We start from the raw sequence: 23,715 nt of genomic DNA on the forward strand, positions 1-23,715 counted from the left end.
CAAGGAGGGTGTCATGAGTGAAGTCGTGAAGAAAGAGGAACGCAAGGAGCTGACCCGCTTCCGTCCGGCCACGGACATCCTGGAGCGCGAGGACGGCTTCCATATATTCATGGATATGCCCGGCGTGAGCAAGGAGGATATGTCCATCGACCTGGAAGAGGACGAGCTGACCGTCACGGGCCGTTCGATCCAGTGCCCGGTCCCGGGCGAGAAGTTCGTCGAGATGCAGTTCGGCGGGTGCGAATACATCCGCTCGGTCTCCATCTCCGACATCGTGGACCGCGAACGCATCAAGGCTTCCGTGGAAAACGGAGTCCTGGAACTGTTCCTGCCCAAGCTGGAGAAGGTCCAGCCCAAACGGATCAGTATCGAAGCGCAATAGTTCCATCAGCCATCCTACATGAAAAAGGGCCCCCGGCGACTCAGGTTGCCGGGGGCCCTTCCTTGTGGCGTCGCAAAGGCGTCAGATGGCCCAGGTCTCTATGTCGATGAGCCCCAGCCGGGCGGCGTAGCGGACAAGCTCCACCGAGCTTTTGAGTCCGAGCTTCTTCATCAGGTTGGTGCGGTGATTCTCCACGGTCTTGGGGCTTATGAACAATTGTTCGGCCACGCCCTTGGCGGTCAGCCCCTCGGCGAGCATGCGCATGACCTCCTGCTCGCGCGGGGTGAGGGTGGAGTAGGGGTCGTCCTGGCCGTCGTCGGCCTCGTCCTTGGTCTGGAGCAGCTTGAAGACAACCTCTTGGGACAGGGCTCCGTCCAGGAAGATGTTGCCCTTGGCCACGGTGTGGAGGCCCTTGATGAGCTGCCCGGCGGCGGACTCCTTGATGATGTACGCAGTGGCTCCGGCCCGGAACGCCTCGATGATGTAGTCGGCCTCGGAGTGCATGGAAATGATGACGAACCGGGTCTGGGGCAGCTCGTCCTTGAGTTCGCGGATCATCTGGATGCCGCTCTTGTCCGGCATGGAGATGTCAACCAGGACGATGTCGGGCCGGTGGGTCCGCGCCAGGGTGACGCCCTCGCAGCCCGTGCCCGCTTCCGCGCAGACCGCGAAACGTTCATCCCTGCTGATCATGGTCTTGAGCCCCTCCCGGAAGAGGGGGTGGTCGTCGACGATCATGATGTCCAAGATATTTGCTCTCATGCTATCCGTGTCTCCTCGCGCTTTCGATCGGAACCTTGAAGAGGATGCGCGTGCCGGTTCCGGTCAGGGTCTGGATCTCCATGGAGCCGCCGATGAGGCGGGCTCTCTCCTCCATGCTCCGAAGGCCCATGCGTTTATCCGCGTCGGCCTTGGCCAGGCTTTCCTTCATGAAGAACCCCCGGCCGTTGTCCTCGATGCGGATGAGGATGTCCGGGTGGCTTTTGACCAGCCGGATCACCGCCCGTGTGGCCCGGGCGTGTCGGCAGATGTTCCTGACGGCTTCCTGAACCATTCGGTAGAGATTGATTTCCACGTCGAAGTCCAAGGAAATATTCTCGATTCCGGTGGAGAAAAAGTCAACGTCGAACCCATATCGGCTTCCCGCCTCATGGCAGAGGTTGTCCAGAGCCTGGACCAGACCGAGCTGATCCAGCGCCGGAGGCCGCAGGCCGTAGGCAATTTCCCGGACCGAAGCGATGGAGTGGCGCAGGATTTCGGTCACGGCCCGGCCTCGCCCGGTCAGCTCCGGGTCGGCATCCGGGTGGCCGTCGAACAGGGTCTCCATCTTGAGCATGATCGAGGACAGGTCCTGGGCCACGTTGTCGTGCAGGTCCCGGGCGATGCGCTGGCGTTCGTCCTCCTGCACCCGGATGAGCTGTTGGGTCAGGGCCTGGATGCGTTCCTGGGCCTGGCCGCGCTCCTCGGCAACGGCCTTGAGCCGGACGTTGGTTTTTGACAGCTCCGCCGTGCGCTTGCGGACCCGGTTTTCCATTTGGGCGTGGGCGATGAGCAGTTCCGATTCCAGTGCCTTGTACCGGGTGATGTCGGTCAGGATGAACATCAGCGCGTCGCGGCCGCCCCACATGATGGGCTTGACGTTCATGTTCACCCATTTGGTTCCGCCGCTCTTGGTCAATATGCGAAAGAAGCCCAGCGGGGTCTTGTCCTTGCCCGTGCCGAGCCGGGCGAGCCTCGGGGTGTGCTCGTTCCGGTCGTCGGGGTGGACCATGTCCGCGAAATTCAGTTCTTCAAGCTCGTCGGCCGTGTAGCCCGTGATGCGCATCATGGACCTGTTGACGTAGCGGACCGAACCGCTCTGCGTGACGATGACCCCTTCCTGCGAGTTCTCGGCCAGCACGCGGTAGCGCTCCTCCGAATCCATGAGGGCCTCTTCGGCCCGTCGCCTCGGGGTTACGTCCAGCAGCGAGACGATGACGCGGGAGAGGGTCTCCTGATACTCGTCCGGGACGTAGAAGTGGACCATGACCCAGATAGTGTCGCCGTCCAGGGTGCGGTTGGCGATCTCGCCGCAGTATTCCCGGCCGCCCGAGGCCAGCATGATGATCTCTTCGGTGAAGGCGGCCATGGAGCTGTCGGTCAGGACCTTGTCCAGGTTGCCCAGCAACTCGTCCTTGGAGGTCGCCCCGAGCAGGGACAGGGTGGCCTTGTTCACGTCAACCACGGTGACCAGCGAGGCGCACTTGGCCAGTGATTCGGGGTTCTCGTAGAAATAGTTCCGGAAGTCGGTGACGCCCTGCTCCTTGAGCCCGTCCAGGTAGAACTTGAGCCGGGTCAGGTCCTCCTCCCACAGGGATATGGGGGAGTCCTCGAACAGGGTGCGGAAGCGGGCTTCGCTGGCGGCCACGGCGGCCCCGGCCTCCCGGCGGATGGTGACGTCCCTGGACACGCCCTGGAATCCGATGGGGCGTCCCTTGTCGTCGAGCAGCCGCTTAATCACGGTCTCTGCCCAGAAGGTCCGGCCGTTTTTGTGGATGTGCTCCAGCTCAAGGTTGCTGACCAGGGCGTAATCCCCCTCGGCCTCGGCTTCCCTGCGCCGGTTCAACGCTTCCTCCAGCCTGGGGATGGACTTCTCGGCGACCATTTCCCGGAGCGGGCGGCCCTGCACTTCTTCCGGCGTGTAGCCGCTGATGTCCTTGATGGACGGCGTGGCGTAGACCATGCAGTAGTCGTCGTCCATGGTCCAGATGGCGTCGGCGGTGTTTTCGGCCAGGAAACGGTATTTCTCCTCGCTTGCCCGGAGACGCTCCTCGGCGCGTTTGCGCGCGGTGATGTCCGTGGCGATGCCTTCCACGGCCACGGGGTGGCCGTGTTTGTCCCGAAGCAGGATGTGCCGTTGGCTGGCCCAGAACACTTCGCCCGACTTGTGGATGAACTGGAACACGTATTCATCGCGGACCTTGCCTTCGAGCAGTTCCTGCAGGACCTCGTCCAGATAGTCGCGCCAGTCGGGGTGGACGATCTGCTGGAGGAGCATGGGATTGTCCTGGTATTCCTGCACGGAGTAGCCGGAAAACCGTACCACGGAAGGGCTGAGGTAATCGTACAGGCCGGTGTGCAGGTTCAGGCGGAAGAAGATGTCGCTGGTGCTTTCGGATATGAATTTCAGACTCTTCTGAGCCGTTCCGAGGGCCTCGCGGATGCGGATGAGGTCGGACAGGTCCTGCTTGATGGAAATGACGTGGGTGATTTCTCCGGACTCGTCGGTGACGGGATCGAACCAGCCCTTGACCGAGCGCAGGGTCCCGTCTTTGGACCGGATGACGTATTCGCCTTCCCACCGGTTGCCCTGCCGGACCGTGGGCAGCACAACGTTCCAGTAGAGGTCCAGGGTCTCTGCGGGCAGGATGTGCTTCTCGTCCAGGTGGTTGTCCAGAATTTCTTCGATGGAGTAGCCCCATAGCCGGGCATAGGCGTTGTTGCCCCATACGGGGAAGAGGTTCTTGTCGTGAACAGATACCGCCATGCCGGAGGCCTCCACCAGACGGCGGAACATGCCGGGGGTGAAGTCGAGCAGACGCTCCCGGGTTTCCGGGTCTGGGCGAGGTATCGGTTCGCGGTGGGGCTTCACGGGGCGTCCGATTGCTGATTGTGGTGGGTATGGGCCTCTACGACGAATGCATCTTAACGTATTCGCAACCCGAATGGAAGGCGCGGTCGGTTACTGCTCCGCCTTGGGCCGGTCCAGACTGTTTATCCAGGACACGGCCAGAGAGGCGTGATCGTCGGCCACCTGCTCGACCCAGGAGGATTGCCCGCCCTCGGCTTCGAGGACCTCCCGGCTTGTCTTGGCCGGGGCCACGACAATGGTGAAGGGACGTTTCTCCTGGTCGCGCAGGGATTCGAGGGTTCGGACAAGGGACCGCCACTTCGCCGTTTCCCGGCCGGTGACGAGCCAGAGAACGGGCGGTTCGAGACGGGCCAGGGTCTTCCGGTTCGGCAGGTCGGCCGGAGTCAGTCCGTCGGTGAGCATACAGATCAGGAAACGAGGCGATGCCTGTTCGGCGGCTTGAAGCGCGGCGGGCACGCCCGGCCCGGCTCCCCATATCCCGGCCTTGTCCGCGCCGATGGACGGGTGGGCCTTGAGAAATCCGTAGGCGGCCGAGGTGTCCTCGATCAGTTCCCCGGGACCGGCCGGAGCGGGCTGTTCGGCGGCGCATCCGCGCGGAGTGAAGGTCAGGGCGGACAGGTCGTGCATGGACAGGGTCCGGGTGAACGCCTGGACAAGGCCCGGATCGGCGCATTCCGGCCCGTGAACGACCACCACGCCCGCATGGCCCTCGTCGTAGGGCGGGCGGGAAAGGCGCGCCTCGATGGGGCCGGCCGGGCCGTCGAAGGAGACCTCCTCCTCGCGCACGTGCACCTTGACCGGATAGTGCGCGATGCGGTCCTCGTCGGTGACCAGGATGAACCGTTCGATACGGTCGTTCTTGGCCAGGAAGGTGACCGACCCCGTCACTGGCTCGTCTGCATAGGCGGAGGGGCCGATTGTGTAGACGTACTTGCCGAACGCCTGCTTCAGGCGGCGCAGGGTCTTGTTCTTGGAGTCGTAGATCAGGAACCGCCCGTACTTGGTGTTGCGGGCGTCGATGATGGAGATGACCCGGTCGTCCTTGGTCCGGAACTGGCCGGAGAACTCCTGTGCGGAATAGGAAAAGTAATCGCCCATCAAGGCCCGGCCGAAACGGGCTTCGGCTCCCCTGTGCACGGTGCTGTCCTTGCGGACGTAAATTTTTTCGGGCAGGCCGTCCTCGGCTGTCTTTTCGGGCGGCAGGGTCTTGGTCGGGCTGATCTCCACCACTTCGGGTTCTGGCTCCGGCTCCGGAGCGGGCTCGGGTTCGGGAGCGGGAGCGGGCTCGGGCGGCGCGTCGTCCAGGACCACGGTCTTGTCCATGGGCAGGGGCGCGGCGGCCGGAAGCTCCTCCGGGGGCGGCTGCGCCGCTGGCGGTTCGGGAGCGGGGGCGGGCGCGGGCATGGGAATGATCGGTTCAGGCTCCTGGATGTCGGTCAACTCCACTTCCATAAGCTCCATCTCGGGCAGGGGCGGCAGGTTCACGGAATGAAGCAGCCCCATCGCCACCACGGCATGAAAGAGGATGGAGAGTGTCCAGCTCAGCGTCCGTTGCATGTCGTTCTGTCCCGTTCCCTACTTTTTCTTGTCCGGCTTGGGCTCTTCGGCCACGATGCCGAGCTTGTCGATGCCCGCCGCCTTGATTTCGCCCATGACCTGAACCACCGTGCCGTAGGGCACCTCCCGGTCCGCGCGCAGGAAAAGCTGCTTCTTCTGGGTGGCCACCAGCCGCTTGAGGTGCTCCTCAAGCTCGTCCAGGCTTACCTTGTACTCGTCCAGAAAGATGTTGCCGTCCTTTTTCACGGTCAGGACCAGATGTTCGGAATCCTGCGGCAGGTTGCGGACCGTCCGTGTCGCGGGCAGGTCCACCTCGACCCCCTGTGTCATGAGCGGAGCCGTGACCATGAAGATAATCAGCAGCACCAGCATCACGTCCACGAAGGGCGTGACGTTGATCTCGTTGAGAAACCCGCCGCCGGTCTTGATCGCCATGACCGACTCCTAGTGGCGCTCGGGCTTGTCGGCCCAGGCGATTTCACGTTCGGCCCGGTTCAGGAACGCGCCGGCGAAATCCACCATGCCGGACTCCACCTCGTTCAGCTTGCCGAGAAAATAGTTGTAGAAAATGGTCGCCGGGATGGCCACGAGCAGGCCGATGGCCGTGGCGACGAGAGCCTCGGAGATGCCCGGCGCGACCGTTGCCAACGCCGCGGACTGCGCCTGCCCGATGGAGTGGAACGAGTGCATGATGCCCCAAACCGTGCCGAACAGGCCGATGAACGGGGCCGCGTTGGCGCAGGTGGCCAGGAACGGCAGGTTGCGGGTCAGGCCGCGCATCTCCTTGGAAATGCCCTGCTTGAGCACGCGCCGGAGGGTGTCCTTGACCAGGAGCCGTCTGCGCTCCCGGTTGACGTCCGCCTTTTCGAGCTGGCGGAATTCCTTCACGGCCAGCGAGGAGACCCGGGCCAGGGGCGAATCGCTCTTGTCGCCCAACTGCTTGATGCCCTTGGACAGATCGCCTGCGGCCATGAACGCGTCGTAACCGCTGATGACCCGCTTGCGGGCCGTGCCGATGGTGAAGAACTTGAGGAAGATGATGGTCCAGCTCCACAGGGACATGCACCCCAGGAAGAGCATGACCAGCTTGACCGCCAGGGTCGCCCCGGAAAGCAGGGTCAGGATGTCGTTGTCGGGCAGAAAATTCATGATTTCACCTTCGGTTTTCCTTCGGAAATATTCCGTTGAGAGGGGGCCTTTACCATGTGTAAACCCCGTTCGGTTAGAAAGCAAGGGGGGCGCAAATTGGAAGGACTGTCTTTTCAGACGGTTGCAGTCAGCATTGAGGCCGCTTGGCGCGGGGAGCGGTATAAGCTTGTCCCGCGTCCGCTTTTTGGCGTAAGGACAGAATTGGGCGGCGGAAACTGTTCATGATCCGTGGGGTATTGCGGAGGCGTTGTGTGAAAATTCTGATTTTGGCGGGCAAGGATGCGGACCTGCGTGACCTTGATCTGCTCCCCGGCGGCCATGAGCGTACCGTGGCGCGTCTGGAGTCCGTTTCGCGGGGCGTGCTTCGTTTGGAGAAGGACGACGCGGATCTTGTCATGCTCGCGCCCGACCCGGACGACGAGTCCTGGCCCCGCGCCGTCGAACGTGTCCGCAGAGAGTATGGACGGCAGGCCGTCGTGCTGCTTGGCGGTCCGGGCGGCGAGAACGAGGCCCTGGCAAGGGGGGCGTTCGACTGCTTTGTGCTGGGAGAGGATACCCCCGGCTGTCTGGCCCGCTGCATCCGTCATCTGGAGGACCGTCTGGCCCTTGAGGCGGAACTGACGGCCGAGCGTTCCCAGTTCGACTGGATGGAGCGCACCGGCGTCTTCGGCAGATGGATCATGGAGGCGGACGGCGATATCCGCTGGTCCGGCGGGCTGCGCCGCATCTTTGGGCCGGACGCGGAGCCGGGCCGTCGGCTTTCCGGTCTGCGCGAACATGTTTATCCCGAGGATCTGGAGGTCTTCGACCGGGCCGTGGAGGCCACCTTCGATCAGGGATGGCCTCTGGATTTCGAGTACCGGGTGATGGACGCCGCGGGAAAGGTCCGTCATCTGCGCGTCAACCGGGAAGTGGAGCTGGGCCCGGGCGGGGACGTCGTCCGGGTGTGGGGCATGGCCCGCGATGTCTCCCTGCAAAAGGATTTCGAGGAATTTCTCTTCAAGCGTGACGCCGTTCTTCAGGTGCTGGCTAATTTTGCCAGCCGTTTTCTGCGTGACGCCGATTGGAACAAGGGCGTGTCCGAGGCCCTGGCCAAGCTCGGCAAGGTCGTGGACGTGACCCGCATTTACCTGCTGGAAAGGTGCGGATCGGACGACGTGGAGGACCCGATCCTGCACAGCGAGTGGGGCGTCGACTGGCTGAAGCCCCTTCGCGGCGAATCCGGCAAACTGGACCTGTCCATCCTGCCCGACTACTGCGCCTGGCGCGGGGCCATGCTCAAGCGGAAGGTTGTCGCCGGGCACGTGAGGCATTTCCGCAAACAGGACCGGGATGCCTTCGGGGCCACCGGAGCCAAGTCGGTCATGATAGTGCCGGTCTTCGCCGGGAGCACCCTGTGGGGCGTTATGGGGCTGAGCGAGCACCGAAGCGAGCGGGACTGGCTGCCCGTGGAGATAGAGTCCATGATGCTGGCCGCCAACCTCTTTGGCTCGGCCATTCATCACGGCGAGATGAGCCGCGAGCTCATGGAGGCGAACCGATCCGCCGAAGAAGCCTCCAAGGCCGCGCGTGAGGCGAGCATGGCCAAGTCCATGTTCCTGGCCAACATGAGCCACGAGATCCGCACCCCCATCAGCGGCGTCCTCGGCATGACCGAGATGATGCTCACCACCGGGCTGACAGGAGAACAGCGGGAGCATATGGACATGATCCGCGACGCGGGCAACTCCCTGCTGAACATCATCAACGATATTCTGGACATCTCCAAGATCGAGGCGGGCAGGATGGAGCTCAAGCCCGAGGACTTCACGCTTCGCACCGCCCTGGAAACCTGCGTGCGCTCCTTCGGGCCGCAGGCCGAGCGTAACGGGCTGGCCTTCCGCCATTCCGTGGCCGACGACGTGCCCGCCCGGCTCAACGGCGACCCCGACAGGTTGGGGCAGGTCCTGTGGAATCTCATCGGCAATGCCCTCAAGTTCACCCCGCGCGGGCTGGTGGAGCTGACCGTGGACGTCCTGCGTCGCGAGGCCGGACGCGTCTGCCTGCGGTTCAAGGTTCGTGATACCGGGATAGGCATCCCCGAGGACAAGCTCGACGCGATCTTCGACAGCTTCACCCAGGCTGACGGCTCGCGGCGCAAGAGACACCAGGGCACCGGGCTCGGCCTGACCATCTCCCGCCAATTGGTCGAGATGATGGGCGGTGAGATCGGCGTGTCGTCCGTCGAGGGACAGGGCAGCACCTTTACCTTCTCCGTCTGGTTCGGACTGGCCGGAGGGCCGGAAACCGTTGCGGAGCCGGAGGCGGTCCTTTCTCCGAAAACTGTGCATCTGAATATTCTGCTCGCCGACGACAATTCCATGAACCGGAAGTATCTGCGCCATTTCCTGACCCTGTTCGGCCATGCCGTGACCACGGCGGAGAACGGGGTCGAGGCCCTGGAGGTTTTGCGGCAAGAGGGCCGGGCCTTCGATGTGGTGCTCATGGACGTCCAGATGCCCGAGATGAGCGGATTGGAAGCCACCAGGGCCATCCGCGAGTCCGACGGCCGGTTGTTCGACCGCGACATCCCCATCATCGCCCTGACCGCCTACGCCATGAAGGGCGACCGCGAGCGAATGCTCGAAGCGGGCATGGACGGCTACGTCAGCAAGCCCGTGGACATGCACGAGCTTTCCGATATCATTGTCCGCTGCGTGGCCGACCGGAAGCCCGAACGAGGGGAAGCCCGGCGCAGCGCCGCGTCGCCGTTGGCCCCGGAACCCGAGGCCGGAATCGGGATAGCCCTCGATGTGGATGGCCTGAAAAAACGGTTTCATGGCGACATGGAACTGTTCAAGGACATTCTCGATCTCTTCCTCGTCGAGGCCGAGACCAAACGCGGGGAGCTTGAACGGGGAATCGAGGCCATGGACGCCCAGGTTGCTGCCGACGCTCTGCATTCCATTACCAACATCGCCAGCCATGTGCTGGCCATGGATGTGGTCAAGTTGTCCCGTTTGCTGGAAAAATACTGCTATTCAGGTGAGATGGGGGCAGTTCGGGAGGGAGTAAAGGAACTCCTGCCCCTCTTCGACGCCCTGGTCCGCGCTGTGGAGGCCGAGGCCGCGCGACTGTAATTCGTTGCAATTTGCGGACTTGCGAGGTAGGTATAGTTCACCGTTTCCATTCCGGAAATCGCTGTACAGGAGGTAGCCGATGCTGGTCAGAGACTGGATGACGGTCAACGTCATCGCCCTGGGAGTGAATTCCTCGGTGCTGGACGCGGCCGAGATACTGCGGGAAAAGAACATTCGACAGTTTCCGGTCATCGACAGCGCCGGCAACCTGGTGGGCATCGTTTCCGATCGGGACATCCGCGACGCCATGCCGTCCAAGTTCATCCCCGGCGACGCCGTGGTCGAGAGCGGCGGCGGCCTATACACCCTCACCGCCGGGGACATCATGACCCTGGACCCGGTCTCCGTGCCTTCGGACTCGGCCATGACCGAGGTTGCGGGCATTCTGGTCAAGCACAAGGTAGGCGGCCTGCCCGTGGTGGACGGCGGACGCCTCGCGGGGATCATCACCCAGCTCGACGTGCTCCGTTTTCTCTGCGCCTCGGCCGGATCGGTCCGGGGCGGCGTGCAGTTCGGCATCCGCATGGACGGCTCCGAAGGCTCTCTGGCCGACCTGCTCTGTGACCTGCGTTCCGAGGGTATCGTCTTTACCAGCGTGTTCACGGCCGTGGACCCGGGTCGGACAGGTTCCCGCAACGCCTATGTCTCCATGGCCGACCTCGGCGACAAGTCCGTGGAAGAGGTCGTCGAGCTCATTCAACACAAGTATTCGCTGCTTTTCTACGTCGCCGAGGGCGTTACCGTCGATCTGGTATAGTCGCCGTCTCCCTTGCGGGAGGACGTACCGCCTGGGGAATCCGTGTCACGGAGGTCTTCGGGCACGTCCGCTCATGCGGAACAATCAGGAAAATGAAAGGGAATGACGGCCCGAAAGAAGGGGAGGGGGAATGCCTTGTTGGCAAGGTGTTCCCCCTCCCCTTCTTTCGGGTTCCGGACGGCGGTAAATGCCTGTCGGTTTTGTCGAGGTTAGTCGTTCAGGGCGTTGCGGACGACTTCGACGAGGCGGCGGGTGTCGATGGGTTTGGTGAAGGTGTCGAGCACGTCGTAGACCTTGGCGAGTTCGACAATGGCTTCGGGGTTGAAGGCTTCGCCGCCGGATATGGCGATGAATTTGTGCGAGCTGTCGGCCTTGATGAGTTCGCCCATGACCTGGAGACCGCCCTTCTTCGGCAGGAAAATGTCGATGATGGAAAGGTCTATGGGTGTTTTGCGGCAGATATGGATGGCCTCTTCGCCGTCCGCCGCCTCAATCACGTTAAACCCTTCGGCTTCGAGAACCGATTTGAGCAGCTCCCGAATCATGGGCGCATCGTCGACGACGAGTATGGTTTTCATTGTTTGCTCCTTTATCTTTCAGGGAGGGGGTTCGTTGTTTGGCCGCGGACAATCGCGATGTAGTTTAGCGCGGACCGGACGTCGGATTCAAGAATTTTCAATTCCTTTTCGGCAGAGGAGGCGTCCTTCTGGCGGCAGAGGTACTCCATTTGTTCGGCAATGGCGCCGAGCCGCTGGGCTCCAACGGTGCGGGCCGCGCCTTTGATGGAGTGGGCCAGCCGTTTGGCGTTGGTCCAGTCGCCCTCGCGGAAGCTGTCGGTCAGCTCGTCGAGCTCTCGGGGCACGTCGCGAAGGAATATCTCGTCCATGCGGGCGAGGAGGTCCTGTTTGCCTCCGAGCATTTCCAGGGCATTTTCCCTGTCGAAGGGGTTGGCCGGCGCGTTTGGCCCGCGTTCCTCTTCCTGGGCGGGGAGCATCGCTGGGCGGCCGTTTATGGCTTTTGCGATGGTGTTGTAGAAATCCCGCATCTTGATGGGCTTGGCGATGTAATCGTCCATGCCCGCTTCGAGGAACCGTTCGCGGTCGCCTTTGAGGGCGTGAGCGGTCAGGGCCACGATGGGGATGTTCGGGTCGGTCGCTCCGGAGTTGGGATCGCGAATGGCCCGGGTGGCCGAGATGCCGTCCATGATGGGCATCTGGATGTCCATGAGCACCAGGTCGAACGAGCTTTCGCGCAGGGCGTTGAGGGCCTCGATGCCGTTCTTCACGGCCAGGACGCGGTGTCCCTGCTCGGTGAGCAGGGTGCTGGCCAGCTCCCGGTTGAGCGGGTTGTCGTCAGCCAGCAGGACGGACATGGGCGGGATGCTCGGGGTCGGGATTTCGGCCTCGCGGCGTTCCCGTTCCATGGCGGCGGGATCGCCCACCTTGAGGTCGGAGGTGAAGGAGAAGGTGCTGCCCCGGCCCTCTTCGCTCCGCAGGGACAGCTCGCCGCCCATGAGATCCACCAGGAGCTGGCAGATGGCCAGGCCGAGGCCCGTGCCGCCGTACTTGCGGGTGATGGAGTCGTCGGCCTGGAGAAAGGATTTGAAGATGTCTTTCCGCTTGTCTTCCGGGATGCCGACCCCGGTGTCGGTAACGGAAAATTCCAGGGTGATCGGGTCGCCCGGAACGAGGTTCTGGGCGGGGGATGCGGACCGGACATTTACGGTCACCCTTCCGCTGTCGGTGAATTTGATGGCGTTGGCCACCAGATTGTTGAGAATCTGGCGCAGCCGTGAAGGATCGCCCACCAGCGCCTCGGGCACGTCGTCGGCGACTTCGGCCACGAGTTCGAGGCCCTTTTCCCCGGCAGCGATGAGGTGCAGGTCCATGGCGGCCTCAAGGGCCAGGCGCGGGGCGAAGTCAATGCTCTCAAGGGTGAGCTTGGAAGCCTCGATCTTGGAGAAGTCGAGGATGTCGTTGATGACGGACAGGAGCGAGCTGCCTGCCTCCATGACCCGGTGAAGGTAGCGGTCCTTGCGGTCCTTGTCGTCGATGGACAGGGCCAGCTCGGACATGCCCAGGACGGCGTTGAGCGGGGTGCGTATCTCGTGGCTCATGTTGGCCAGGAACGAGGATTTGGCGTGGGTGGCCGCGTCCGCCTTTTTCATGGCCGCGACGAGCCGCTGGGATTTGCTGGTCAACTCCACGTTGGCCTTTTCCAGCTCCAGGGTGCGTTGCCGAACACGGTCTTCCAGTTTGTCCCTGGCCTTTTTGAGGGCGTCCTCGGCCCGCTGTCTCGCGGTGATATCGATGCCGAGCACCATTATCATGCGCTCGCCGTTGGAGTCGGTCATGGGGCTGCATTGCAGGTGGAAGGTCCGTCCCCTGTCGTCGGTCCAGTCCCATTCCATGGCCTGGTCGGTGTTCATGGCCTGCATGGGCGGGCACATGCCGCAGTCATTGCCGGAGCAGTTCAGGGCCTCGCGGCACTGGCGGTTTCTCGGGCTGCCGAAATACCGCCGGAAGTAACGGTTGGCGTAGCGGATGGTCTGGTCTGGGTAGAGGTGATAGACGATGCCGGGCAGGGACTCCATGAAGAATATCTGCCGCTGTTGTTCGCGCCGAAGGTCCTCGTCCGTGCGGCGCAGCTTGGTCAGGTCGAGGGTGTGCACGGCCAGTCGGTTGACCTCGCCCCAGGGGTTGGCCACGGGCACGATGGAGTGGACCAGGGAACGGCCGCCGATCTCCTCTTCGAAGCGCACGGAACGCACACTGCGGATGGCTTCCTCGATTTTGGCCCGGCGCGAGTCGGCGGCTTCGGCGGGCAGAAGGTCGTAGATGTTGGAGCGTTGGAGAGTCTGGCCGGGCTTGAGGTCGAAGAGCCTGGCCGCCGCTTCGTTGGCGGCCAGCACGTATCCGCTCACGTCCATGACAAAGGCGGATTCCACCGAGGAATCCATCAGGGCCCTGGAGGTTTCGTCCAGGGCTACGTAGGAGGTGGGGCGCGCAGGGTTCTTCTTGAAGGGCATACTGTTTGGGGCGTAGGTTAATTGTCTCTTTTATAAGTAGTAAAAAACCAGGCCTGGCAGGTCAACGGGAAACCCCCGCCGGGTAATTATAAATTCCGGCTCTCCCCTCCCGCGCTTGCCATTTCCCGGGGTTTCCGTATCGTTGGTCGGCCTGAAGGAGGACGCGCATGGATCACCAGGGCATGATAATTCGACCGCCGAGCGAGGCCGGGTCCATACTGCTTCAGGTCACCCTGGGCTGTTCGCACGGCCGGTGCGCCTTTTGCGGAGCGTATCAGGGCAAGCGGTTCGCCATCAAGCCGCGTGAGACCGTGCTCGCCGATATCCTTTACGCCGCCCGGCACTGCGTCGATCAGCGGAGGGTGTTCCTGTGCGACGGGGACGCCATGATCCTGCCCCAGGCGCGTCTTGTCGAAATACTGTCACTTATCCGAGAGCATCTGCCCCGGGTTACCCGAGTGGGCACCTACGCCAACGCCAAGAGCCTGAAGCGCAAGACCGACGCGGAGCTTGAGGAATTGCGCGGGCTTGGTCTGGGCATCGTCTACATGGGGCTGGAGTCCGGCGATGACGAGACCCTCCGGGCCATGGGCAAGAACGGCGACGCGGCATTTATCGTGGACCAGGGGCGGCGGGCCAGGGCCGCCGGGTTCAAGCTCAACGTCACGGTCATCAACGGCTTGGGCGGGGTGGCGCGATCTGAAATCCACGCCGTGGAGACGGCCCGCGCTCTGACGCGCATGGACCCGGATCAGGTCGGAGCCCTGAGCCTCATGCTCGTGCCCGGCACGCCGCTGCACGAGCGGGCCGAGCGCGGCGAATTCGAGCTGCCGGATGCGCGCGGCATTCTGCTGGAATTGCGCGCGATGCTTGCCGGGATCGACCTGACGCGCGGGCTGTTCCTGGCCAATCACGCCTCCAATTACCTGCCTCTCAAGGTGCGGCTGCCCTCCGGAAAGGCCGAGGCCCTTGAGCGCATCGACCAGGCCCTGGCGGGACGGACCTCTCTTAGGTCCGAGTCGGTCCGTCGGCTCTGATTTCCACACCTCTCAGCGGATGAACACCCCTTCCTTGACAATGTGCAGGGGGTCTTTAAGCGCGTCCGGGCCGGGCTCGCCGCGCACCATGAGCAGGTCGGCGGCCATGCCCGGAGCGATGACGCCCCGGTCCGTGAAGCCGCACACCTCGGCGGCAGAGACCGTGGCCGCTTCCAGCACGGCAGCTTTGTCGAGCCCCGCCCGCGCGAGCAGGCGCATTTCGCGCACGGGCATTCCGGCCTCTGTCCGCCGGTAGGGAAAATCGTTGCCCAGCGCGATTCGTCCGCCCATGGCGTGAAAGGCGCGGACCGGCTCGAATAAGGCGGGGCCGTTCCACGGAGTGCGGGTGAACACATCCAGGGTCGGGGTCATCGTCACCCCGTCCCGGACCATGCGTTCGAGCAGGCCGAGATAGTATGGCGCGGGCGCGTCGTCCGGGGTCAGCACGGACCGGATGCGCCCCCGGTCATTCCAGCGGTGCGGCACATGCTCGATAACGGATACACCGGCGTCCAGGGCCGGGCCCAGGCCGGACAGATCCTCCACATGGCAGCGCACTCCCAGTCCGAGCCTGTGGGCCTCGTCGCAGATGGCCGCGGCGGTGGCCGGGTCGAACAGGGGCCACGGCTCGGGCATGACGCCGGGTTCGAAGGCGATCTTGATGCGGGTGACGCCCAGATCCGCCAGCCGTTTCACCGCGTCCGCGCCCTGTCGCGGCGTGGCCGCGACCATGCCGTGTTTCGGGCTGTGGATCGGCAGCGGATAGCCGCCGGGCGGGCAAAGCATGGGACCGCAGGTGGAGGCCGTGGCCGTTGTGCCGGGCGGCGAATCGAGGAGGGCGGGCAGGGCGTCGAGCGGCGAGGCCGCGTCGCCGATGGAGGTCACGCCGCAGAGAAGCCAGCGTTCCCTTCGCTCCCGGGCGGAGTGCAGGGTGTGGCAGTGGGCGTTGATTACGCCCGGCAGGATGGAAACGTTTTCGGGCGCAAGGATAGGACGGTCGGCCACGGTTTTGGCGGGGACGACGCCTTCGATGCGCCCGGCCCGGACGAGCACGGCGTGGCCGGGCATGGGCGCGCCCCTGCCGGGATGAACGACGCCCGCGAGGGCGTAGGTGCCGCGCAACGGGAAGGCCGACGCATGGACGCCGGGCGCGAGCAGGGCGGTTCCGCCCAGAAGGGTCAGGAACTCGCGCCGGGAAAGGGTCATGGCCCGGGGCTAATCCGCGCCGGGCTTGGAGGAGAAGAAGGCGTCGGCCCAGGTGAAGGCGTGCTGGTAGCTGACGGCCACGGTGCCGGGCAGTAGGTTCAGGGCCGATGCGCGCGTGCCCACTTCGTCCCAGTCCGAGGCCTCGATGGCCTTGGCCAGGTCGAGCCACGGGGTGTATTTGGTCCGGCGGCCGCACAGGGTGGCCTTGACCTCATCGTCCACCGGCAGGTGGTTGGTGATTTCCTTCATGGCCGTGTCGAGCATGGCGTCGAGCAGGGAGAACAGGCCGACGATGAACAGGGTGTCGGATTCCTCCTCGTACCCGCTGCCCAGGGCGGCGGTTTCGAAGAGCTTGGCCCGGTGGGCGGAGATGTAGGCCAGTTCCAGAGTCTTTTCCGAGGGGGTCAGATCAGTCAGGATTATCAGCCTGAGCCAGTTGCGGATGGGCTTCCAGCCCGTCAGGACCACGGCCTGCTTGATGGAAGTGACCTTGGTGGCGAAGCTGAAGTTTGCGGAGTTGAGGAAATTGAGCAGCCGGTAGCTGATGGCCACGTCCGCCTCGATGGCCGGAGCCAGGGCGTCGAAGTTGGGCTCGTCCTTTTCGATGATCTCGAACAGCTTGAGCCGGGTGGCCTTGGCCGAGCTGATCTTGCGGCCGGATTCGATTTCGGGCCGCTTGAAGAAGAATCCGTGGAAGAGATGGAAGCCCGCGTTTTTGGCCTTCTCCAGCTCCATGGAGTTCTCCACCTTTTTTGCGATCATGCGGGTGGCGCCGGTTTTCTTGCCTCGGGCGACGATGGCCTCAAGCTCGGCCTGACTCTTGCCCTCCACATCGATGAGCAGGGTGTCCGCCAGTTCGGCGAGCCGTTCGCAGCCGGGTTTGCCCTCGAAATTATTGACCGCCAGCCCGTAGCCGTCGAGGATTAGATCCCCGAGCGCGACGATAAGGGCCTCGTCGGGGTCTTCGGCCTCTTCGAGGATGATGACGGTGTTGTTCCAGGGGATGGCGTGGGGAATGCCCCGAATCACGGCCTCGGGAGTGAAGTGGACCAGGAATCTGGTCTGGCAGTTCTCGGGCGTGTCGCACAGGGGCAGGTTGGCCACCAGGCGCATGGTCGCCTCGGAGTTGTCGGTAAATACGGCATGGTCGGCGTCCGCGCTGTCGCGGAAAAGCATCATGTAGCCCCAGGTTTCGTTCTGGGCGTCGAATATGGGCTGTCGGGCCACGAAGACGGGTTCGTAAGTCTTCTCGTCGGTCATCTGCGTCCCCTTTGGAAGAAAATCGGATCTTTCATGACGGTTCACGGGGAAACGGCACGGTATATTAGGATAGTTTCTGGAGGGGCATTCGTCAACAACTCCGCGTAAAAAGCGGCCGGAGCCAAGGCTCCCCCGTTACAGGAATTCCACTTTCCTCTTCACCCGTACTGTATTATGTGGAGCCAGATACCGAACCGACCCAAACCGCCAGGAGCGAGGTAATTCATGCAGATTGGAAAGGCCATTCGGCTGGAGAGAATTTTCAACCGCAACACCATGCGGACCATTATCGTGCCCATGGACCACGGCGTGACCGTGGGCCCCATCGCCGGGTTGGAGAAGATGCGCGACACCGTTACCAACCTGGTGGCCGGCGGCGCCAATGCCGGATTGGTCCACAAGGGCCAGGTCAAGCTCGGGCACCGGATGCAGGGCCGCGATTTCGGCTGCATCGTCCATCTTTCCGGTGGCACCTGCCTGTCGCCGTTCCCCAACGTGAAGCGGCTGGTGACAACGGTTGAGGAGGCCATCAGGCTGGGCGCGGACGGCGTCAGCGTGCATGTCAACCTGGGCGACGAGACCGAGGGGCAGATGCTCACCGATCTGGGGCGCGTGTCCGCCTCGGCCGAGGAATGGGGAATGCCGCTGCTGGCCATGATCTACGCGCGCGGCCCCAAGGTCGGGAACGAGTACGATCCCGACGCCGTGGCCCATTGCGCCCGCGTGGGCGCCGAACTGGGCGCGGACGTGGTCAAGGTCAACTACACCGGAGACGCCGAAAGTTTCGCCCGCGTCGTTGAATGCGCCGGTGTGCCCGTGGTCATCGCGGGCGGGGCCAAGCTGGATTCCACCCGCGACTTTCTGGACATGGTCCGCACCTCTCTGGACGCGGGCGGTTCCGGGCTTTCCGTGGGCCGAAACGTTTTTCAGCATCGCGATTCCACCCGGCTGGTGGAGGTCCTTAATCGGATCGTTCACGAGAACGCCTCGGTGGACGAGGCCATTCAGGGGTACTCGGATATCCTGTAGGCTCCTGCAGACAAGGGGAGCAAGCAAAGACCCTGGCGCCAACGGCGTCAGGGTCTTTGTCGTTCAGGAGCGGGAAGGTGCGGCGGCCCGGCCCGGTCCGGCGGGCTTGAGGCCCGAAGCGGTGCCGTGTCGTCTTTTTCTCCCGTCCCGTTCGGGCGTTGACCCGGGCTCAGGGCGGCGGACACGGCGAATCCGGCCGCCCGGAGCTCATCGACTGTGGGCAGCGCGTCCCGTCGCTCTGCCCGTAAGAACATTGCAAGACTCATGTTTTCCCCCCTGGAGAAACCGTCCCTTTTGCAAGGGGTGATTTTGTTAATCGATATTTATAGAAAGAACGATGCAACAGTATGGATGGGGACATGAAATGTCCAGTAAAATCTGACAAAATTACCATGTAATGTCCTATTTTACTTTGAAAAATTAGTTAAATAAAATTTAAGATTTTGCTTTTGAAAAGGTATTTTGGTGTGACGGATGGGGCATTGCAATCCAAAAAAGCCCACGTAAATCAAAAATACTGTATAAGACAAAGTAAAAGGCCGTTACATGCATAGATAGTTTATGCATGTAACGGCCTTTTGCATTGCGGATCAGCTTTGTTACTGGTCGACACTCTTGAAGACGTAAAGGGGAAGTCTTGTCCGGACCTGCCATTCCTCGCCATCTTTGACGGACACGGCCAGGACGTGCTTGCCCTCGCCTTCCACCTTGAGTCCGGGCAGATGGAAGTTCATCTTGTGCAGCATGGTCCCGGTGGGGGTGACTTCCTGCATCCCCAAGGTCAGTTCCTTGCCGCCCGGAGATACCAGCGTCAGGGAGACGGTGAACGGGGTGTCACCCGCCCCTTCCAGGTCCCACAGGCTGGCAAAGAAGATGGGCGGCAGGGTTGCCGGGAATTCCGGCACCACCGCGTGCTCGATGGTGCGGATGAATGAGGTGGAGCTCGAATCCTTGTCGATTATCAGGTCCGAGCAGATGAGTGCGTAAATAAGTTCGGGCATGGTGCCTCCATGTCAGTTCAGGTGAATGGCGCCGCCAAGGGTCCTGCGAAGGTCTTCTGGCAGGGTGTGCGCCATGTTCGGGTCGATGCCGGTCAGGAGCAGAGCCGCCGCGGCGCGCTGCCCCTCGGTGCCGGTGGCCAGGGCGTCTTGCAGGGCCGGTTTGGCTTGGTCTCCCATGCGGGCCAGCGTGAACAACGCCATTTGGCCCATGGGCGTGCCGGGCCGGGACAAAAGTTTGACCAGGGTGGGGGCCGCGGCCGCGCCCATGCGCGAGAAAGGCCGGTTTCCCCTGGCGGAGATCAGAGTCATTTCCCGGAGGACCGTGGCTGCGTCCGGGCCGATGAGGTCCAGGGCTTCGGCAATGACGTGGATAAGGCGCGTGTCATCGGTGTCGAGCGCGTGGATCAGGGCCGGGGCCGCGGGCAGGGCGTCGCTTCCCATGCCGCCGAGGAGCCATGCGGCGTTGGCCTGGACCGGCGGGTCGTCGCGGCGCATCATCGCGGCCAGGGCAGGGACGGCATCCGGTCCCATGCGGCTCAGGCACAGGGCCGCTGCAACCCGGATGTCGTGGGTCGGGCTGGCCAGGAGCCGGGCCACATCGGTCGCGGCCAGTGGACCGAGGCGAGCCAGGGTGTGGGCGGCCAGGGAACGCACTGTCGCATCCGGATCGCCCAGGGCGTTGAGCAGAGATTCCATGGCCAGCGCGGGCGCGGGCTGGAGGGCCGCTCCCATGACCGCCCCGCGTCGCACTTCAGCGGAGGGGGCTTCCATGGCCGCGAGCAGGCCGGGCAGGGATTCCTGTCCCCACGCGCGCAGGGCCGACAGCCCCTTGGCCCGTTTGGCCGCGTCCTGGCTGCCGAGCATTGCGGCCAGCCGCAACCCTTTCGAGCTTGCGCCCGGGCCGCTTGCCGCGTGCGCCGTCGTTCCGGCCAGGGCCAGGGCGATCAGCAGGACCGGGACGAGCCTGCGGGCCGCCGAAATATGTCGAAAGTCCAACATCTGGCCTCCTTGCAATGATAAATGGCTATTTCCGGGTCATGTCGCTCCACGCCCAGACCACGCTGCCGCCGATGGCGCGGGAGATGTCCCCGCTGAAGTCGCGTCCCAGTCTGTAGGTGGCTGGCGGGTGCTCTCGGCTGTCGTCCGAGTAGTAGATCAGCTCCACGTCGTCGTCCAGCCTTCGGGTGCTGACGCGCCGGATGCGCGTCTTCCCGCCTTCGTGCGGCTCCCTGACGAGCATGATCTTGCCCGCCGGACACGGGTCGCGGTCGTCGCGGTCCACCAGGACCACGTCGCCCGGATGCAGGGTCGGGGCCATGGACAGTTCACCGGGCATGACCTCCACGGCCACCAGGTTGGAGCGGAAACGAATGGATTCTTGGTGTCGCCAGACCAGGACCCACCCCTCCACGCTCTCCTCCGGGACCAGCCCGGCCGAAGCCGCCACAACGGGGGCCGTCAGGGGCACGGCCAGAAAATCGTCCGCTTTGGGACCGGGGGCGCCCGGCCCGGCCCGTCCCTTGTCGGGCGGCCGGAAGCAGACTTCGCGGGTGGCGTCGGAGGGATCGTCGCAAAAGGTCAGAGTCACGCCCACGCGGTCCAGGATATGGCCCAGAGAGTCGCTGTTCAGGCCGCGTTCCCGCTTGAGAAAACGGTTGAGCTGCGACGGGTCGACCCCGAGTTCGTCCGCCATCCGCTTGTTGTTGGGGTAGCGTTTGCCTGGTCCGATCCTGTCGAGGAGCGCCTGGCGCACGTTGTCGGTGAATCCCATGTCTTCCCCTTTTCTCTGTAATGGTTGTGCACCCTTATACACGAAAATTGGCAAATGTCTAAACAGAATACCAAAAAATGGTTGACTAGCAAATAGACAGTTGACTATGCCACGTTGAAGCGTTTGGTCAAAATACATAAAGGAGTTTTACCCAATGAGAAACGTGGACATAATGCGGCTGGAAAAGGGCGAGGAAGGGACTTTTGGCGTGCTTCGCCTGGATGGCAGGGTCTTTTGCGTCACCCTTGAGCCGCCGGAGCGGGGCAATCGGGTGGGGGTGTCTTGCATCCCGGCCGGGGCTTATACCTGCAACCGGGTGGAATCGCCCGCTTTCGGCCGCACGTTCGAGGTCGCCGACGTGCCGGGCCGTACCCACATCCTGTTCCATGCGGGCAATGTGGCCCGGGACACGCGCGGGTGCATCCTGTTGGGTAGGCGGTTCGGCGTGATCGGGTCGGAGCGGGGCGTTCTCGATTCCCGCGTCGCATTCGGTGAATTTCTGGACCGCTGCTCCGGAGAGCGGGCCTTTCGGTTCGAGATAGCGGAATAGGCCGGGGGAAGGCATGTCGGATATCTGTTTGAAAGGGGCGAAGGAGATTTGCGAGGCTGTGGGAGAAAATCCTCGCAACATCACGGAACTGGTCCGCGACAAGGGGCTGCCCGCCTGGAAGCGGGACGACAAGGGGTCGTGGCGCGCTCTGCCCGAGGATTTGCAGCGGTGGATTCGCGAGCAGCGCGACCGCCATATCAGCAATTACGTGTTTCGGGAGCGCGCGGACGGAGGGCCGATGTGACGGCCGATCGGGGAAAATGATACCGGCCATGCGCGTTGGGAGCCGGGGCGCGCCCAGGTCAGGGCAGGGTGTTGAAGGAATTGACCGAGTTCAGGAGCACCCCGTCGGGCCGGGCCAGATCCTCCAGATCGGCCCCCGGCTCCAGGGTGGTGATGACGGTCCGGCCTATGACCGCCCGCCCTTCGACTCCGTTGCGCCGTGTCTTGAGCCCCCAAACGGTGTGCAGGACCACGGGTTGGCCGTTTTCCGAGCCGATGTAGAGCATGATGTGCCCCGGTTTGCGCACCAGGGTCAGGAACGGCACGCCCTCTTCGAGCAGCAGGTTCTTCTTGGCCTGTTCATCGCCGTGTTCCAGAGGCGTCACCCAGCCGAGCTTGGCCTGCTGGCTTGAATTGCGAGGCAGGAAGATGCCGAAGGCAGCCATGAGGTCCATGGTCGTGGCCGAGCAGTCCCTGTCGCCATACAATCCGCCCCAGCCGTAGGGCTCGCCGATCATGCGTCCGGCCAGCCGAGCGAAGTTGTCGGGCGTGGGCGGAAGCGGGGCCGGCTCCGCGTCGCCGGGCGAGATATGGGCGAGCTTGACCACTGCCCTGCCCTGGTCGTCCCGGGCCGGGACCACGACCGTGAGGCCTTTGTCCGCCGCGTCCCCGTCGCCGGGAGCGTTACCGGCCAGGGGCAGCAGGGCGCCGATGGCGCCTGTGCAGCGGAAAATCCCGTCCTGATCCACCAGGGACACGCCGTCCCGGACAACGGCCGCATAGGTGTCGGCGCGGAACCGTTTGGCGAACCCGTCGTTCACCCAGGCGATGTCCGTGGCCCTGACCCAGCCGTAGGCGAAGCGCGATTCGACCAGAATCCAGGCCCGGTCCGCGCTCTCGTGGGTGGCGTAGAGCGGAGTCCCGGCCAGGACCAGGGAATTTTGCATGTAATCGAAGGGAAATCCCTCGCCCGCCTGGCTGGGATCGAGAAAGACCGGCTTGTCCGTGGGCAGAACCCGCATGGAGGTGTTGACCACGCTCACGGCGCGTCTGCTCAGGCTCGGATATTCGCCCACGCGCGAGGCGTCGGCCATGGCGGCGAGCCACTCCGGGCCGCGCGCGAGGACGTTTTCACCGAACAGGGGCCTGTCCGCAAAGACGGTCAGCCCCCAGAAGACCTTTTCCGCCGGGAATTCCGGGCGAACCCGGTCCCATGGGTCGAAGTGCCGCGCCAGGAAATCCGACCAGGCGGCGGCCTGGATGTCAGGGCTCATGAGCCGCGCGTCTCCCGGCAGTCCGTGATACGCTCCGGCGTCCTGGACAAGCGGAAGTCGAGGCGCGGAGGATTGGCGCACCGCGCATCCTGTCCCTAGGACAAGCAGGGTCGCGAGGAGGATTGTCAGGAAAGCGGCGCGGCGCATGGCGTTAGTCCTTTTTCAGATATTTTGTGCCTATGTTGAAGCCTTGGCCGATCTTTTCCCCCACGGTGTGGTAGGCGCGGGTGCCGGGGGAGAAGATGAGCGGAAGGACTTTTTCCGGGTCAGGGTATTTGCCGTCGACGAGCTTGTCGTCGTCGCACTTCACGTCCTTGATTTCGCCCACGAGCATGACGTGCGCGTTGAGATCCACCGTTTCCTTGAGTTCGCACTCGACGACCAGAGGGAATTCGCCGATGTACGGGGCGTCGACGCAGTCGCTCTTAACCGGGGTGAGCCCCGTGGCCGCGAACTTGTCGATCTTGCTGCCCGAGACCATGCCGAGGTAGTCCGCTTCGGCGGCCAGATAGGCCGGGCTTACCGATACGGTAAACGCCTTGTGTTTCATGATTCCCGCATAGGTATGGCGCGACGGGCGCACTGATACGGTCAGGCAGGCGGGGTCCGAGCCGCAGATGCCGCCCCAGGCGGCGATCATGGCGTTGGGTTTGTCCGCCTCGTCGTAGGAACCCACCGCCCAGACCGGAGTGGGCTGGGCCAGGGTGTTGGGACCGAGGGATTTCTTCATTGTCAAAGCTCC

At 63.5% G+C, this 23,715-nt stretch carries 21 protein-coding genes; 7 read left to right on the forward strand and 14 right to left on the reverse strand.

Going from position 1 to position 23,715, the window contains the following annotated elements:
- The first annotated feature begins 13 nt into the window (after nucleotides 1–13).
- Entirely contained in the window at nucleotides 14–382 is a 369-nt protein-coding gene (locus tag LF599_RS17390; RefSeq protein ID WP_269940460.1) for an Hsp20/alpha crystallin family protein, read from the forward strand.
- Between the two features lie 81 nt (nucleotides 383–463).
- Here LF599_RS17390 and LF599_RS17395 read toward each other — a convergent pair whose 3' ends face one another.
- The 5 genes from LF599_RS17395 to LF599_RS17415 form a co-directional block, all read right to left on the reverse strand.
- Entirely contained in the window at nucleotides 464–1,144 is a 681-nt protein-coding gene (locus tag LF599_RS17395) for a response regulator transcription factor (protein WP_279521696.1), read from the reverse strand.
- Between the two features lies 1 nt (nucleotide 1,145).
- On the reverse strand, nucleotides 1,146–4,013 hold the full coding sequence (locus tag LF599_RS17400) for a PAS domain-containing sensor histidine kinase (RefSeq protein ID WP_279521697.1): 2,868 nt from the start codon (nucleotides 4,011–4,013) through the stop codon (nucleotides 1,146–1,148).
- A 90-nt stretch (nucleotides 4,014–4,103) separates the two neighbouring features.
- Nucleotides 4,104–5,570, reverse strand: a complete 1,467-nt coding sequence (locus tag LF599_RS17405) for a dienelactone hydrolase family protein (protein WP_279521698.1) — start codon at nucleotides 5,568–5,570, stop codon at nucleotides 4,104–4,106.
- Between the two features lie 18 nt (nucleotides 5,571–5,588).
- Nucleotides 5,589–6,005 carry a protein TolR gene (tolR, locus tag LF599_RS17410; RefSeq protein WP_279520658.1) on the reverse strand — a complete coding sequence of 139 codons (417 nt, stop codon included), beginning with the start codon at nucleotides 6,003–6,005 and terminating at the stop codon, nucleotides 5,589–5,591.
- A gap of 9 nt (nucleotides 6,006–6,014) precedes the next feature.
- Nucleotides 6,015–6,719 (reverse strand): MotA/TolQ/ExbB proton channel family protein, encoded by a 705-nt coding sequence (locus LF599_RS17415; RefSeq protein ID WP_269940452.1) that lies wholly within the window; start codon nucleotides 6,717–6,719, stop codon nucleotides 6,015–6,017.
- 251 nt (nucleotides 6,720–6,970) lie between these two features.
- Here LF599_RS17415 and LF599_RS17420 point away from each other — a divergent pair, with 251 nt between their 5' ends.
- Both LF599_RS17420 and LF599_RS17425 read left to right on the forward strand, forming a co-directional pair.
- Nucleotides 6,971–9,838, forward strand: a complete 2,868-nt coding sequence (locus LF599_RS17420) for a hybrid sensor histidine kinase/response regulator (RefSeq protein WP_279521699.1) — start codon at nucleotides 6,971–6,973, stop codon at nucleotides 9,836–9,838.
- 79 nt (nucleotides 9,839–9,917) lie between these two features.
- Nucleotides 9,918–10,595, forward strand: a complete 678-nt coding sequence (locus LF599_RS17425) for a CBS domain-containing protein (RefSeq protein WP_269940447.1) — start codon at nucleotides 9,918–9,920, stop codon at nucleotides 10,593–10,595.
- 209 nt (nucleotides 10,596–10,804) lie between these two features.
- Here the strand turns inward: LF599_RS17425 and LF599_RS17430 are convergent, their stop codons facing one another.
- The gene (locus LF599_RS17430; protein ID WP_269940446.1) at nucleotides 10,805–11,173 is read right to left on the reverse strand and encodes a response regulator; all 369 of its coding nucleotides are present in this window, start codon (nucleotides 11,171–11,173) and stop codon (nucleotides 10,805–10,807) included.
- Nucleotides 11,174–11,184: 11 nt separating this feature from the next.
- A complete protein-coding gene (locus tag LF599_RS17435) occupies nucleotides 11,185–13,623 on the reverse strand; it encodes an ATP-binding protein (protein WP_279521700.1) in 2,439 nt (812 codons plus the stop codon).
- A gap of 167 nt (nucleotides 13,624–13,790) precedes the next feature.
- On the opposite strand from LF599_RS17435, the gene LF599_RS17440 reads away from it, so the two are divergent.
- Entirely contained in the window at nucleotides 13,791–14,660 is an 870-nt protein-coding gene (locus tag LF599_RS17440) for a radical SAM protein (protein WP_279521701.1), read from the forward strand.
- 12 nt (nucleotides 14,661–14,672) lie between these two features.
- Here LF599_RS17440 and LF599_RS17445 read toward each other — a convergent pair whose 3' ends face one another.
- Together LF599_RS17445 and LF599_RS17450 are read right to left on the reverse strand one after the other, a co-directional pair.
- The gene (locus tag LF599_RS17445) at nucleotides 14,673–15,866 is read right to left on the reverse strand and encodes an amidohydrolase family protein (RefSeq protein ID WP_279521702.1); all 1,194 of its coding nucleotides are present in this window, start codon (nucleotides 15,864–15,866) and stop codon (nucleotides 14,673–14,675) included.
- A gap of 9 nt (nucleotides 15,867–15,875) precedes the next feature.
- Entirely contained in the window at nucleotides 15,876–17,126 is a 1,251-nt protein-coding gene (locus tag LF599_RS17450) for an EAL and HDOD domain-containing protein (protein WP_279521703.1), read from the reverse strand.
- Between the two features lie 225 nt (nucleotides 17,127–17,351).
- Here LF599_RS17450 and LF599_RS17455 point away from each other — a divergent pair, with 225 nt between their 5' ends.
- Nucleotides 17,352–18,155, forward strand: a complete 804-nt coding sequence (locus LF599_RS17455; protein WP_279521704.1) for a 2-amino-3,7-dideoxy-D-threo-hept-6-ulosonate synthase — start codon at nucleotides 17,352–17,354, stop codon at nucleotides 18,153–18,155.
- A gap of 599 nt (nucleotides 18,156–18,754) precedes the next feature.
- On the opposite strand, the gene LF599_RS17460 is transcribed toward LF599_RS17455, so the two are convergent.
- From LF599_RS17460 to LF599_RS17470, 3 genes are read right to left on the reverse strand one after another with little or no spacing between them, the layout of a single operon-like run.
- Entirely contained in the window at nucleotides 18,755–19,156 is a 402-nt protein-coding gene (locus LF599_RS17460; protein ID WP_279521705.1) for a hypothetical protein, read from the reverse strand.
- 12 nt (nucleotides 19,157–19,168) lie between these two features.
- Complete coding sequence (locus LF599_RS17465) at nucleotides 19,169–20,155, reverse strand: HEAT repeat domain-containing protein (protein WP_269940440.1); 987 nt, start codon at nucleotides 20,153–20,155, stop codon at nucleotides 19,169–19,171.
- 25 nt (nucleotides 20,156–20,180) lie between these two features.
- Nucleotides 20,181–20,927 carry a S24/S26 family peptidase gene (locus tag LF599_RS17470; RefSeq protein ID WP_279521706.1) on the reverse strand — a complete coding sequence of 249 codons (747 nt, stop codon included), beginning with the start codon at nucleotides 20,925–20,927 and terminating at the stop codon, nucleotides 20,181–20,183.
- Nucleotides 20,928–21,081: 154 nt separating this feature from the next.
- Here LF599_RS17470 and LF599_RS17475 point away from each other — a divergent pair, with 154 nt between their 5' ends.
- Nucleotides 21,082–21,477: a DUF5675 family protein gene (locus LF599_RS17475; protein WP_279521707.1), complete on the forward strand. Its 396-nt coding sequence runs from the start codon at nucleotides 21,082–21,084 to the stop codon at nucleotides 21,475–21,477.
- 13 nt (nucleotides 21,478–21,490) lie between these two features.
- Complete coding sequence (locus LF599_RS17480; RefSeq protein ID WP_269940437.1) at nucleotides 21,491–21,721, forward strand: helix-turn-helix domain-containing protein; 231 nt, start codon at nucleotides 21,491–21,493, stop codon at nucleotides 21,719–21,721.
- Between the two features lie 58 nt (nucleotides 21,722–21,779).
- On the opposite strand, the gene LF599_RS17485 is transcribed toward LF599_RS17480, so the two are convergent.
- Together LF599_RS17485 and LF599_RS17490 are read right to left on the reverse strand one after the other, a co-directional pair.
- The gene (locus LF599_RS17485; protein ID WP_279521708.1) at nucleotides 21,780–23,120 is read right to left on the reverse strand and encodes an SH3 domain-containing protein; all 1,341 of its coding nucleotides are present in this window, start codon (nucleotides 23,118–23,120) and stop codon (nucleotides 21,780–21,782) included.
- Nucleotides 23,121–23,124: 4 nt separating this feature from the next.
- Nucleotides 23,125–23,703: a flavin reductase family protein gene (locus LF599_RS17490; protein ID WP_279521709.1), complete on the reverse strand. Its 579-nt coding sequence runs from the start codon at nucleotides 23,701–23,703 to the stop codon at nucleotides 23,125–23,127.
- Between the last annotated feature and the right edge of the window lie 12 nt (nucleotides 23,704–23,715).

It is taken from the genome of Pseudodesulfovibrio thermohalotolerans, assembly GCF_021353295.2.
GTDB classification, from domain to species: domain Bacteria; phylum Desulfobacterota; class Desulfovibrionia; order Desulfovibrionales; family Desulfovibrionaceae; genus Pseudodesulfovibrio; species Pseudodesulfovibrio thermohalotolerans.